This window comes from Pseudomonas sp. AC193 (assembly GCF_979258075.1).
On record NZ_OZ409832.1, the window covers coordinates 3,066,862 to 3,080,593 of the forward strand.

9 protein-coding genes and 1 pseudogene are annotated in these 13,732 nt (G+C 61.2%); 1 reads left to right on the forward strand and 9 read right to left on the reverse strand.

The features are described from left to right. Window positions 1-150: 150 nt before the first annotated feature. The 3 genes from ACZZ0D_RS13850 to ACZZ0D_RS13860 are packed head-to-tail and all read right to left on the reverse strand — an operon-like array spanning window position 151 to window position 4,329. The gene (locus ACZZ0D_RS13850; RefSeq protein WP_463553554.1) at window positions 151-1,218 is read right to left on the reverse strand and encodes a lipocalin-like domain-containing protein; all 1,068 of its coding nucleotides are present in this window, start codon (window positions 1,216-1,218) and stop codon (window positions 151-153) included. After that, complete coding sequence (locus tag ACZZ0D_RS13855) at window positions 1,208-3,679, reverse strand: ABC transporter permease (protein WP_463553555.1); 2,472 nt, start codon at window positions 3,677-3,679, stop codon at window positions 1,208-1,210. Before ACZZ0D_RS13855 ends, ACZZ0D_RS13850 begins: the two co-directional genes overlap by 11 nt. After that, window positions 3,676-4,329: an ABC transporter ATP-binding protein gene (locus ACZZ0D_RS13860; RefSeq protein WP_282357393.1), complete on the reverse strand. Its 654-nt coding sequence runs from the start codon at window positions 4,327-4,329 to the stop codon at window positions 3,676-3,678. The genes ACZZ0D_RS13855 and ACZZ0D_RS13860 overlap by 4 nt, the downstream gene beginning before the upstream one ends. 138 nt (window positions 4,330-4,467) lie before the next feature. On the opposite strand from ACZZ0D_RS13860, the gene ACZZ0D_RS13865 reads away from it, so the two are divergent. After that, a complete protein-coding gene (locus ACZZ0D_RS13865) occupies window positions 4,468-6,441 on the forward strand; it encodes an alkyl/aryl-sulfatase (protein WP_463553556.1) in 1,974 nt (657 codons plus the stop codon). A 253-nt stretch (window positions 6,442-6,694) separates the two neighbouring features. On the opposite strand, the gene ACZZ0D_RS13870 is transcribed toward ACZZ0D_RS13865, so the two are convergent. The 6 genes and pseudogenes from ACZZ0D_RS13870 to ACZZ0D_RS13895 form a co-directional block, all read right to left on the reverse strand. Continuing rightward, a complete protein-coding gene (locus ACZZ0D_RS13870; RefSeq protein WP_463553557.1) occupies window positions 6,695-8,077 on the reverse strand; it encodes a DUF1254 domain-containing protein in 1,383 nt (460 codons plus the stop codon). Continuing rightward, window positions 8,074-9,423, reverse strand: a complete 1,350-nt coding sequence (locus ACZZ0D_RS13875) for a DUF1254 domain-containing protein (RefSeq protein ID WP_463553558.1) — start codon at window positions 9,421-9,423, stop codon at window positions 8,074-8,076. The genes ACZZ0D_RS13870 and ACZZ0D_RS13875 overlap by 4 nt, the downstream gene beginning before the upstream one ends. Before the next feature lie 20 nt (window positions 9,424-9,443). Further along, window positions 9,444-9,584, reverse strand: a pseudogene (locus ACZZ0D_RS13880) (DUF4381 domain-containing protein); the annotation flags it as partial. Then, window positions 9,562-10,899 carry a DUF1329 domain-containing protein gene (locus tag ACZZ0D_RS13885; RefSeq protein WP_053119160.1) on the reverse strand — a complete coding sequence of 446 codons (1,338 nt, stop codon included), beginning with the start codon at window positions 10,897-10,899 and terminating at the stop codon, window positions 9,562-9,564. The pseudogene ACZZ0D_RS13880 and the gene ACZZ0D_RS13885, both read right to left, overlap by 23 nt. 11 nt (window positions 10,900-10,910) lie before the next feature. After that, on the reverse strand, window positions 10,911-12,737 hold the full coding sequence (locus ACZZ0D_RS13890) for a DUF1302 domain-containing protein (protein WP_463553559.1): 1,827 nt from the start codon (window positions 12,735-12,737) through the stop codon (window positions 10,911-10,913). 98 nt (window positions 12,738-12,835) lie between these two features. Next, the gene (locus ACZZ0D_RS13895; RefSeq protein WP_463553560.1) at window positions 12,836-13,678 is read right to left on the reverse strand and encodes an AraC family transcriptional regulator; all 843 of its coding nucleotides are present in this window, start codon (window positions 13,676-13,678) and stop codon (window positions 12,836-12,838) included. Window positions 13,679-13,732: the final 54 nt, after the last annotated feature.

Genomic DNA, 13,732 nt, shown 5'->3' on the forward strand with positions numbered 1-13,732 from the left:
GTTTCTCTGTAGAGGACACCACAGCAACCCGAGTTCAAACCGATCCGTGTAGGAGCTGCCGGAGGCTGCGATCTTTTGATTGTTTAGCCAGCGAGATCAAAAGATCGCAGCCTTCGGCAGCTCCTACAGGGGTTTGTGGTGTTTGGATAATTAGTAGCCGGTCATTTCCAGGTAGCCCTGGCCCGGGTGGCTGCCAGTGATGTTCACTGGGCCTTCCCAGTAGGGGATGCGCAGGTTCATCCACGCTTTGGGGTTGAGCGCGTTGACCTGAATATCGAGGTGTTTGTCGGGGATGCTGATCACCCAGCGGATCGGCATTTTGCGCCCGGCGACGTTGACGGTGTCTTGCGGTGTGAGGGCGATCTGATCGCCGCTCAGGGTTTGCGTCTGGCCGTCGGCGGCGATCCACGTGCCGGTCAGGTATGGCGCGCCATCCTTCTGGCGAGTGCGAAAGAGCATGACCTTTTCTCCGCTGTCCAGATGCAACGAGAGCCAGTCCCAGCCCGTCTGGTTGGCGCTCAGCGGTTGGCTGCTCCACTCGCGATCCAGCCACGCCGGGCCGCTGACGGTGTAGGTCTGCCCGTCGATCTGCAACGTACCGTTGGCCTGAAAAAACGGCTGACTGTAGTAATACGACGCCTGCCCTTCTGCGGATTTGCGGCTGAAGCCCTTCTCACCCTGCAACACCAATGGCCGACTGGAGGTGAGGTGCAGTTGATAGGCGAAGTCTTTGTCGCGAGCGCTGAGCTGTAGATCGCTCAAGGGATCGGCAGCCTGACTGCTAAACCGCCAATCATCGATCCACGCGTCAAACGGCGCCACGCGAACGCCGGCCTGGCCCACGCCACCGCGCGCATAACGTTCGGCGGCGTGATGTGCAGACGCCGACGTCACCGCCGCATGCCCCAGCCAGATCACCTGATTGCTCCACCCCGACTGCTCCGGCACGGGTTTGAGGGCGCTGCGAAACAACGTCCATTGCACGCCGAACTCGTTGCCCTGCTGATCCTTGAGATTGGCGGTGACGTACCACCACTCGATGCGAAATCCATCATGCGCGCCGTGATCCGCCGGAAAACTGAACACCCGCCCCGGCACCACCGCTGTGTACGCCTCAGCCTTATCGCCCATCCCGGCAAAGCCCTTCTGCTCAGGCGCCGGTTGATCGCAACCGCCGAGCAGCAGCGCGAGCATCAGCACCAGGCGGTTAATCCTCATGGGCAAACGTCCTCAACAAATCCGCCGGTTGCGTGCGGTACAGCGAATATAGCGGCCATGCCGACGCCAATAATGTCGCCAGCAACGCCAACCCCATCAGTTGCAGCAATTGCCACGGGAACACCCGCAACGGCAGGCGCCAGCCAAACGCCTGCACGTTGATCACCGCGTCCAGGCACCACGCCAGCGCGATCCCCAACGGCAACGCCAACACCAGCGTGAGCACCGCCAGCAGCCAGGTTTGACCGAGGTTGAGCAGCATCAACTGTTTGCGCGTCACGCCCAGCGCCCACAGCGGCGCGAGTTGACTGAGGCGACTCTGACTCTGGGTCAGCAGGCTGATAAACAGCGCCACGCCAGCGACCGCGAGGGTCAGACTGTTCAGCGCCGCCGTCGCCGCGAAGGTGCGTTCGAACACTTGAACCGACCAGCCCTTGAGCCGCGCCTGATCGACGATGCGGCTGTCATCCAGCTGAAACCGCGTCTGCAACGCGCTCAACAATGTTGGAATATTTTTCGGCTCGATACGCAGGTTAAAGCGGTTCGGCGTCAGTTGCGGCCAGCCGCGCAATAGGTGATTGACGTTGACCAGCAGGTGCCCTTTCGGATTGCCGTAATCGGCGTAGATGCCGACGATGCGCGGCGACCATGGGCCGTTGGGCGTGGGGATCGTCAGGTGCTGGCCGGCCTGCAGTTTCAGGCGGCGGGCGAGTTGTTCGCTGAGCATCACCGCATCGTCCGTCGCCAAATGGCCCCACGGATCGCTGCCGCTGGAATCGAGCAACGGCCAGTGCTCGCGATAATGCGGGTGATCGATCACGCCGAAGACATCCGCCGGCCAGCCTTGCAGCGTCACCGACACCTGCCAGTTGGGCAGCACTGCTGCGACGTTCGGCTGTTGCCGCAGCCAGCTATACATTTCGCGGGACTGCGCCGGATTGCTCGGGTTGATATAGAGCTCGGCGCTCAGACGTTGTTCGAGCCAATCGTTGAAGGTCTGGCGAAAACCCGAGGTCATGCTGCCGGCGCCGATGTTGGCGGCGAGGGCCAACAGCAACGCCATCAGCGCCAGACTCAGCGCCGGCAATTGCTGCCGGCAGTCGGCGAGAAACCACTGACCGAGCACCGAACGACTGCGCCCGAGCAATTGATTGAGTATCGCGCTGAGCAACACCGGCAACGCCAGCGCGGCGCCGAGCAGCAGCCCGGCCATCAACAAAAAGCCACTCGCCAGGCTGTCCCCCCAGATCAACGCAGCCAGTGCAATCGCAAGCAGCACTGCCGCCAGCCAACCTTGCCGACGCAACCAGCGCGCATATTGCTGATGCCAGGCTTGCGGATCGGCCACGGCCAACAGTGGCAATCGTGCCGCGCGCAGCAGGCTGTTGCCGCCGGCGAGTAAGGCGCCGAACAGGCTTAAACCGATGCCGCTGAACCACCACCAAGGGCTCAGGCGCAACTGCCCCGCCACTTCCGCGCCGTACAAACCGCGCAGACTGGCAGCGACATCCGGCAGCAGCACGCTGGCCAGCCAGTAGCCGCTGATCACGCCGAACACTCCGCCGATCAGCGCCAGCATGCCCAATTCGACGACCAGGCAAAGGATCAACATTCGCGCACTGACGCCGCAGGCGCGCAACGTGCGCAACAGGCCTCGACGCTGTTCCAATGCGAGGCCGATCGCCGCGTGGACGATGAACAAGCCAACCAGAAACGAGAGAAATCCCAAGGCATCAAGGTTGAGGTGAAAACTCTCGGTCAGCCGCGCCAGATTGTTTTCCTCACCGCTGCTTTTCAGCTGCAACTGACCTGTGAACGAGGCCGGCAACTCGGCGTGAAAGTCCTTGGGCAGCAACAGCCGTGACAGTTGCCCCGGCTGTTCGAGCAGGGTTTGCGCGATGCCGATGTCGACCAGCAACACACCGGGCGCCATGTCCTTTTGCACCCGCAGCGGCGGCAATGCCAGGCCGTTAACCGTCTGCGGCGTGGCGCCCTCTGCGAGGTTCAAGGCCTGCAAGGTATCCGGGGAAATCCATGTGCTGCCGGGTGGCGAGAAGAACTCGACGATGCGCTCGATCGGCATGGCCTGCCCGGCCACCGCCGAGTCCGTCGGCAGCGATACCGGCTCGATGCCCATCAATTGCAGCCGCTGATTTTCGTGATCCTTGAGGATCAAACGGCCCTGCAACAGCGGCGACACCGGCCAACCCTGTCGACGCAGATCGACAAACCATTGCTGAGTGAACGTTGCGCCGCTCGGCGTGCTCAGGCTGGCCTGCGGTTCGCCGCCGATCATCTGGCTGGCGCGGGCGTAGCTGTCGCGGGCCTGACTGTTCAGCGCTTCGACGCCGGTCAGCAAACTGGTCGCCAGCCACAACCCGGTCAGCACACTGAAAAACTGCACCGGATGGCGCCGCCAATGGCTGAGCAGCGCGCGCAGGGTCTGGCGAAAAACCATCACGTCAGCCGACCTTTGGACAGCACCACCCGCTGCGCCAATTGCGCCGCGACCCGCTGACTGTGAGTAACCATCAACAAAGTGGTCGGCGTGTCATTAAGTAATTCGAGCAACAGCCGCAGCACTTCATCGCTGGTCGCTTCGTCGAGGCTGCCGGTCGGTTCATCGGCCAGCAGCAATTTCGGCTGCGACGCCAGCGCCCGGCCCAACGCGACGCGCTGTTGCTGGCCACCGGAAAGCTGTTCCGGATAGCGTTTGAGCAGATCGCCAAGGCCTAAACGTTGCACCAGATGCGCCTGCCAGCGTGGTTCATGACGCCCGGCGAGTCGCGCCTGAAACGCCAGATTGTCCTCAACGCGCAAACTGCCGATCAGGTTGAACTGCTGGAACACCAGACCGATTTCCGTACGCCGCCAGTTCGCCAGTTGCGCCTCGTTCATCTCCTCCAGCCGATGCTCGCCGCTGCGGATGCTGCCGTGATCGACCTTGTCCAGACCGGCCACCAGGTGCAGCAAAGTGCTTTTGCCACTGCCCGATTCGCCCATCAGCGCCAGGCTGCTGCCAGCCTCCAGCGTCAGGTCGACGCCTTGCAGCACCGGCAAGGAGCCCTGGGGGGTGGCGTAGCTTTTGAAGACGTTGCGAACCTCAAGCATGGCAAAACCTGATCAATGAACCTGCGCCAAGGATAGCGGCCCTGAATGGTTTTTGTCCGTTGACGATCACCGCCGCGCCAGAGCGCCGCCCTACCCTCTGAAACTGGTTCACCCATAACGATAAAAACCGGAGACGCCATGCAACGTTTCACTTTGAGCCCCCGCGGCCTGTTGGCCTGCCTGATCACCGCGTGTCTGAGCCAGTCGGTGCTCGCCGCCGACGCGCCCGTCGCCCCCAGCGCACAGACCATCGCCAGCAACGCCGCTGTTCTGAAGCAGCTGCCCTTCAGCGACCGCACCGATTTCGAATCCATCAGCAAAGGCCTGATCGCGCCGTTCAAAGGTCAGATCAAGGACGCCAGCGGCAAGGTCATCTGGGACGTGCAGGCCTACGACTTCCTCGCCAAGGATCAAGCACCAGAGTCGGTAAACCCGAGCCTGTGGCGTCTGGCCCAGCTCAATGCGCACGCCGGTCTGTTTGAAGTCAGCCCGAAGTTGTATCAGGTGCGCGGTCTCGATCTGGCCAACATGACCATCATCGAAGGTGACGACGGGCTGATCATCATCGACCCGCTGACCATGGCCGAAACCGCTAAAGCGGCGCTGGATCTGTACTACGCCAACCGTCCGCACAAACCGGTGGTCGCCGTCATTTACAGCCACACCCACGTCGACCATTTCGGCGGCGTGCGCGGGGTGATCGACGAGGCGGATGTGAAGGCTGGCAAGGTCAAGGTGTTCGCCCCGGCCGGGTTTATGGAGCACGTGATGAGCGAAAACGTGATGGCCGGCAACGCCATGAGCCGTCGCGCGCAGTACCAGTTCGGTAGCCTGTTGCCGCGCGGTGAAAACGGTCAGGTCGATGCCGGTCTGGGCAAGAGTTCGCCAACCGGCGGCACGGTCACGCTGATCCCGCCGACGGATTTGATCGCCAAGGAACTGGAAACCCGCACCATCGCCGGCATTCAATTTGAGTTCCAGCTGACGCCGGGCACCGAAGCGCCGGCGGAAATGAACATGTATCTGCCGGAGCTGAAAGCCCTGTGCATGGCCGAAAACGCCACGCAGATGATGCACAACGTCCTCACCCCGCGCGGCGCGCAAGTGCGTGACGCCAAGGCCTGGTCGCAATACCTCGACGACAGCCTGGCGCGCTACGGCGACAAGGCTGACGTGCTGTTCGCCCAACACAACTGGCCGACTTGGGGCGGCGAGCGGATTCGTACGTTCCTTGCCGACCAGCGCGACATGTACGCGTTCCTCAATGACCGCACCTTGCACCTGCTCAATCAGGGCCTGACGCCACAGGAAATAGCCGACACCATCACCAAACTGCCGGGCTCGCTCGACCAGAAGTGGTACACCCGTGGCTACTACGGTTCGCTGAGTTTCAACACCCGCGCGGTGTATCAGCGCTACATGGGTTTCTACGACGGCAACCCGGCCAACCTCAATCCGCTGCCGCCGGTGGACACCGCCAAACGCACGGTCGAGGCCATGGGCGGCGGCGCTGCGGTATTGGAAAAAATACGCAAAGCCATGGCCAGCGGTGACTATCGCTGGGCGGCACAGTTGGGCAATCAGTTGTTGTTCGCCGAGCCGGACAACGCCGAGGCGCACAAAGTGCAGGCCGAGACGCTGGAGCAATTGGGTTATCAAAGCGAGAACGCCACCTGGCGCAACATGTACCTGACTGGCGCGATGGAACTGCGCAACGGCGTGCCGCCCCATGCGGGCACGTCAGTGTCGGTGGACATGGTGCGGGCGATGAGCCCGGAGATGTTCTTTGATTATCTGGCTGTACGGCTGGACAGCGACAAGGCTGTGAGTCACGACCTGACGCTGAACTGGACGTTTGATGACCTGCAGAAGGACTTTAATCTGACCTTGCGCAACGGTGTGCTGACGCATCGGGCCGGGCTCAATCCAGCGGCGGATGCGAGTGTCAGTTTGAGCAAAGACACGCTGGAGAAGATCAGCCTCAAGCAACTGGATTTCCCGACGGCGATGCAGAAAGGCTTGATCAAGTTGCAAGGCAACGGCAAGAAACTGGGCGAGTTGATGGGCAGCCTGGATACGTTTGGGCCGCAGTTCAATATCGTTACGCCTTAAACCGCGTCGCCCTCTTCGCGAGCAAGCCCGCTCCCACATTGGAATGCATTTCAAACGTGGGAGCGGGCTTGCTCGCGAAAGCGTTCGACCAGCCTACGCCGAAACCACCTCAACCACCGGCATCCGCCACTTCTGCTCAACCACCGCTTGCTTCGGCCCGTACAAGCGCAAAATCACGTTAAACGCCCCACTCCCACATTGGAATGCATTTCAAATGTGGGAGCGGGCTTGCTCGCGAAAGCGTTCGACCAGCCTACGCCGAAACCACCTCAACCACCGGCATCCGCCACTTCTGCTCAACCACCTCTCGCTTCGGCCCATACAAGCGCAAAATCACATTAAACGCCCCGCTCTGCGGCGTCGGTAGCCAATTGCTCTCCTCCCCCGCCCCCGGCGAATTCGCCTGCATCCATAACGTCAGCCCACCATCCGCATCACGCTGCAATTGATCACGACTGCTCAAACAATACCGATCAAGCGGATTCGCCACCAACTGCCGATCCGGCAAGTCATACAACGTCAGCGACCAGAACTCGCTGGCCGGCGGCAATTGCCCCGGTGCAAAACGCAGACGATAACGCCGGCCGCCCTGCAACGGTTGCCCTTGATTATCCAGTCGGCTGCCAGTGTAAAACGCCTCCTCAACACTGTTGCCGTAAATCCCCAGATACGCCCCGACCGCGCGATTCAGATAATTGCCATGCATCGCCTCACGGTTACCAAACAGGCCAAGCGTGGAGCGTGTTTGCGCGGCGGTTTCTTGCAGTTGCGCTTGCGCCTGTTTGATTCCGGCGGCGATCGCTTGCTGCTTTTCGACCGGCAACGCGGCGAAATCAAAAGCCTGCCCCGGCACAATGCCGATCCGTGCGAAGCGTTCGCGCAATGCTTGTTCTGCAGGCTGGGTCGGGCACAGCGCGAGGATCTGATTAAGCACCGCGATAAACGTCGGCCCCAACCCGGTTTTGCTGTCCCACGCCGGCCAGTCAATCGCCGGCGCGGCCAGCGGGCCCGGGCTGCCGCTGTATTCATGCAACCCACGCAAACGGTATTGCTCCTGCAATGCGCGCACTGCCGGCATGTCGTCGGCGTTCTTCAATCCGGTACGCCCGAGCAGCATGACGATCTCGGTTTCACTGCGCAGCACGGCTTTGATGCCCTTCGGCGTCGGCCCCTGCCAGTTCGGCCCGGCGATCAGATAATCCCCCGCCTCGCGTCCAGTGCTGAGCACGCCAACATAGGCAAAGTTATGCGTGTACTGATCGACCAGTTGATGCACGTAATAGCGATCGGCATCCACCGCCGGCACGCTCAACACTTGCGGCTCAGTGCGCAGATCGAGCCAGGTCCAGGAGTAAGGCGTGTCGTTGTTCGGCGTGACGATTTCGCGATTGGCCGGGGTGTAGAGCTGGCTGTAATGGCGGAAACGATTGAAGCCGCCGACGTACTCCGCCGCGCTCGGATCAAGCAGTTGTTTTTCCATCGTCTGGTAATGCATCAGCATCGGAAAAGCGTAGATCCACGCCTCTTGCGCGACCGCTTGGGTTTCATCGGCCAGCAACCAGCGCGGCATCATCAGCCCGCCTCCGAGCACACTCATGCCGCCCAACATCTGGCGACGATTGATCGTCAAACTCATGGTTCGACCCTCGCAATCGTCGGCAACTGATAACTGCCATCCAGCGCAGCGGCTTTCGGCAGGTACAAACGCAGCAGCAGGTTGAACGGGCCTTGTGGCGTCGGCAGCCAGTTGCCTTGCTCGGCCTGTGCCGGTGCGTCCGCTTGCAACAACAGCGTGAGGCCGCCGTCGGCGTCGTAGTGCAAATCGGCGCTGCGATCGCCCAAGGCGTAACGCCCGATGGCATTGCTCGCCAGCAATTGGGTTTTGCCGTCGTACAGGGTCAGTGACCAAAAGGCGTTCACCGGCGGTAACTGCCCGGCGGGGAAATGCAGGCGATAGGTCTGGCGACCGTCAAGCAACTGGCCTTCGGCATCGTGCAGGGCCATCGGGTAAACCGCTTCGACCGCGTCGTTGGCGTAGATGTAGCGCCAGGCGACAGCCGCGCGGGTCAGGTCATCGTCGGCGAATTTGCCGATGTTGGTCGGTGATGGAAACCAGCCGTTCTGTTCTTTCGACAGTTGGCTGGAGGCCGCGCGAACCTGCTCGCGGCCGGCTTCAGCGCCTTCTGCGATGGCTTGGCGAAGGTTGTCGGCCGGGGCGAACGCGCTGCCGGGCAGCACGCCAATCGCGGCGAATCGAGCGAGTTTGGCCTGCTCGCTGGGCGTCCATTGATGCAACGGCGCCAAAGCATTAAAGGTGTTGAACAGGGCCTGCGCTTCGCCGTGTTTGGTGTCCAGATACGCCGGGAGATGCAACGGCGCAGGTGCGTCGGGTGCAGCGCTGTTGGTCACGCGGGACAACGGTTGCAGGGCATAACCCATCAGCACTTTGGCGGCGTCTTTTTGATCGGCCTCGCCTTTTACCTCGGTGCGACCGAGCAGAAACACCACGCGACTTGGCGAACGAATCACGCCGTTAAAACCCGTCGGCGCTTCGCCCTTCCAGTCCGGCCCGACAATCAGATAACGCCCGGCCTGATTGCCGGTGGCGCGGGTGCCGATGTAGTCGAGGTTGTCGGTGCGCAGGTCGACCAACTGGAAGCTGTAGTAGCGATCCTCGATCGCCGGCACTTGCAGCACCATCGGCTCGGCGCGCAGATCGAGCAAGGCGCGGGAATAGAAGGTGTCATTGTTCGGCGAGACGACTTTGTTGTCTTGCGGGCCAAGCAGACGCGGTTCGCTGTAGAGGCGATTGAACGGCAGTTTGGCATTGATCGCGGTGAGCACTTTGTCGTGTTCGACGGTGGCGTAGGCGAAGACGTAAGCCTCTTGTGCGAGGGCTTTGGCCTGGCTCACATCAAGGTCAGCAGCGTGAACGGTGCCGAGGCTGGCGCCGACCGCTAGAGCAGAAATCCAGTGACGCATAAACAATCTCCCCTTGAAACACTTCCTTGTGGGAGCGGGCTTGCTCGCGAATGCGGTGTATCAGGCAACAAAAGTGTTGAAGCTGATGACGCCTTCGCGAGCAAGCCCGCTCCCACAGGGGTTCTGTGGTGGTTTTGGTTATTTAGCCCAACGCCGCAGATCCGACGGGGTGTAGTCGTCGGTCTTCGCCGCGAACCCGACGCGCATTGGCTGGGTCTCTTCGTTGGCCAGGCCGCCGGCGTAATAACGCCCGGCAATCAGGTCGTAGGACGTCTCCAGCACGTTGTAGGTGAAGCCATGGTCGTACTGCTGAATCGCGTGCAATTCACCGCTGCGCCACAACTCGCCACGGCTGTCGTACTGATCCGACTGAGCAATCTGCCAACTGTCTTCGTCCACATAAAACCGGCGTTTTGCGTAGATGTGCCGGGCGTTTGGCTTGAGCGTGGCTTCCACCACCCACACCCGGTGTTTCTCGTAGCGCGCCAGATCCTGATTGATGTGATTGGGCTTGATCACCTCGTCGTATTTGAGCGCGTGGCTGCCGATCTTGTAGCTGTTGTAAGGGATGAACAGCTCCTGTTTACCGATCAGTTTCCAGTCGAAACGATCGGGCGCGCCGTTGTAGCCGTCGATGTTGTCGGCGGTGATCAGGCCGTTGCTGTAGCGCGCGCTGTTGTCGTAAGCGATCATCGGCGCGCGACGCACCCGGCGTTGCCCCGGCAGGTATTGCCAGGCCGAACGCGGCTCGGCGACCTGGTCGATCGGTTCGTGCACCAGCACCGCTTCACCGGACAAACGTGCCGGCTCGAGCACGCGGCTCTTGAACAGGAACAGCGTATTGGCGCCCGGTTCCAGCCCGGAAACCGTGTCGGCAAAGTTGATCAGCGACTGGTTGCGCACATAACTGGTCGCGCCGTTTTCGCGCACCAATGCCGAGCTGCTGATGCGCTCGTAACTGCCGCCGCGATAGCGGGTCATGTGGTTCCACATCACCTCAAGGCCTTCGGTCGGCAGCGGGAATGGAATGCCGCGCGCATAGTCGTGCAAGCCGTTGCCGCCGTCAGCCATGCTGGTTTTCGCGACGTTGCCGCGACTTTGTTCCAGCACATCTTTAGGCAGATTGGCGCTGCGATGAGTCGGGTAGATGTTCATTTTGTAGCTGTCCGGGTAGCGCTTGAACAACGCGATCTGCCCGGGGCTGAGAAATTTCTGATACTGCGCCAGATTCTGCGCAGTGACGGTGAACAACGGTTTTTCCGCCGCATACGGATCGCTGTAACTGCCCTTGCTGTCGACGGTACCGGCGTTGCTCGCCAGGCCACCGCTCCACGCCGGAATACTGCCGTCGGCATTCGCGGCCATTTCCGAGCCCATCGGCGTCAGGGTTTTACCCAGCGGCGCCGGATCGTTACCTTTGGCTTGCGCCAGACCAACGCTGCAGGCCAGCGCCAGTACACACAATTGCAGTCGCATGAGGGTTCTCCTTAGAAGTCGGCCTTGAAGCTGACCGAGGCAAAATCGCGGTCATCGAGGGTGCTGTAATCGTTGGAACCGAAGAACGTGTTGTAAGCCAGTTCAACGCTGTAATCGTTCATGTAGACGCCCGTCAGGCTGAGGCCGAGGGCTTGCTGGCCTTCCTGAAACGGCCCTTGCGGATCGTAGGAATAACCGGAGACGTCATGGCGCCAGTTGACTGCCGGAATCAGGTTGATCCCCGGCAACACGTCGCTGTATTCAAGGCTCGCGCGCAGGCGATAACCCCACGACCACTCGGTGGCGAAACCTTTGTCGGTGCAGTACTGATTGGTCACGCCCGACGCCACGGTGTTGCACGCTGAGCCATTGCGCGGGGCGCTGCGACCGAACGCGGCGTTGCGGCCCAGACGTTCGTCGCCGAGGTCGTCGATGTGCACGACACCGGCCTCGCCGAACAGACTCAAACGCGTGGCGCCGAGGATGTTGTCGAAAGCCTGCGTCGCCGAACCGGTCATCTGCCACACGCCTTTGCGCACCCAGCCGTCGTAACGACTGCCGGCATTGGTGTTGAAACCCGGCGGCAGATCGACCCACGAATTACCACCCGGCCCGGAGATCACCGCGACGTTGATGTCCGGCGCATTGATCGCCAGCGGCATGTTCGGCCGATAGCTCAACTCGCCCGCGAGCGAGATGCCGCTGATCGGCTCAACACCGTTGATGCTGATGCCGTACAGGTGAATATTTTCCGGAAACGCTGCGGCATAACTCGGCGCCTGAATACCGCCGGGAAAGGTGCCGGGCAGCGAGGTGTTGCGCGCATCGAGGGTGAAATACGGCAGCCGCGAGTGATAGTTGATGTAGTAGATCGCCGCTTCGGCATCGTTCAACGCCGGGATCATATTGCGCAGAGCGAAGCCGAACTGGCCGTTGTCCGACGGCGACTCGTTGCCGCGCGAATAGGCGTATAAACCGGCGGCTTGCATCTGCTGATCGGTCTGCACCTGGCTCAGGTACAGCGGCCCGCAACCCTTCTGGATCGCATCGCTGGAAGCGAAAAAAGTCCCGCAACCGTCGAGTGCGCTTTCGCGCCAGTTGTACTGATAAAAACCTTCGAGGTTGAGGGTGTCGGACAGGCCGAAGCTGAACGAGATCATCTCCACCGGCAACTGGCCTTCTTTGATTTCCACCCCGGGACGGTTGAAGGCGGAAATGTCCAACGGGTTGATCACGTTGATGCCGTTCTGGATCAGCAGCGATTCGCCCCACGACAACACCTGGTTGCCGACCTTGACGTTCAGCGGGTGATCGGCGATCTGGAAGTCCTTCCAGACGTAAGCGTCGAGGGTTTTGAAACCCTGAAACTTGCTCAGGTCATCCCAACCCGAATCGTCGAAATCCTTGAAGCGGCCATTGCGGGTTTCGTAGGCGTGGTCGTACCAGTATTTGAAACGAATGAACGCGCCCTGCCCTTGGCCATCGAGACTGAAATCGGTCAGGCCTTTGAAGTTCTGCGAGATCGGGTCGCCCTTCTCGAAGTTCAGCCGGTTATCGTCGGCGCTGACGCTGGTGCCATTGGCGCGCACGCCTTGTGCTTGCAAGGCGTTGGCACGGGTCATGAGGCTTTTGTCGGGGTTCTGCGTCGACCAACTGCTGCCCAGGGTCAGGGTGGTTTTGGTCGACAGGCTCCAGTCTTCGTTGAGGTCGAAACTGGTGGCGTAGCCGGGGCTCGACAGTGCGGCGAGAATCGCCAGGGTCAGGGGTTGCGTACGGGGGTGGCCACGCCGGGCAAGTCGCGGACGGACTTGGGGCGTAACCGAGCTTTTTCTTATCATTATTGGGCTCCGGTCAGGTTTGCTCAGCACTGACACGGTGCCCAACCCTCAGCGCTGACACACAAGCGATGGCTGACAAAAACCAATCATTGGCGTGCTTACAGCGGATTGAGGCGGAACTGCTTCGGCGTGATGCCGAACTGTTTGCGGAAGGCGCGGATGAAGTTGCTCGGCTGGCGATAACCGAGGCGTTCGGCGATGCGTTCGATCGGTTGATCGCCAGCGGTCAGCCAGTGCCGCGCCAGTTCCAGACTGTCGTTGCGACTGGGTGCGGAGGATTCGGTTTGCCAGTGGCGAAGCATGCTCTGGTGCAGAAACGGATTGGCGCCGAGCAGTGGTTCTTCGAGGGTTGAGCGCTTCAAGGTCAGGCGCGGATGAGCGCCTTGTTCGACGCGAATACCGTTGTTGTGCAGCCAGTGTCCGGCGGCTTGCGCTGGGCACAGAGTGACGCTGACGAACACTGCGTCGGGCGACTTGCCCAATCGCCGGGCGATGTTGCGCACCAAGGTAATCGTTGCTGCATCGAGGCCGAAGTGATGGGCCTGGCCTTGCACCGGTCGCAGGTGCAAATGCGTGTCATCGCCGGACTCCTGCAACTCGACCGCGACGTAATTGGTCACGCGCGGCGCAAACGCCACAAAGCAATCGAGGCTGGCGCGCAACGTCGGTGCAGAGTCGAGCAGAATGTTCAGGCCTTGCAAGCACGTGGTCGCCAGACCGTTGACCAATTCACAACCGAACGTCGGCGCAGCCCCGGCCTGCTCGCATTCAAGCCAGAGTTTCTCGACCGCGTGCGCGGGGATTTGCTGGTCGTGACCGTCGAGAGCCGATGCGCAGATTCCGGCCCGTGCCACCAGGGTTTGCGGGCACAGGCCGGACTGTTCGGCGTGGCCGAGAATGGTGCGGGTGAAAGCGCTGGAAGCGAACATGGGATGCGACATGGCGACGTTTACCGAGGGACAGGCGTGTACTTATGCCAGCCAACGTGCTATCGA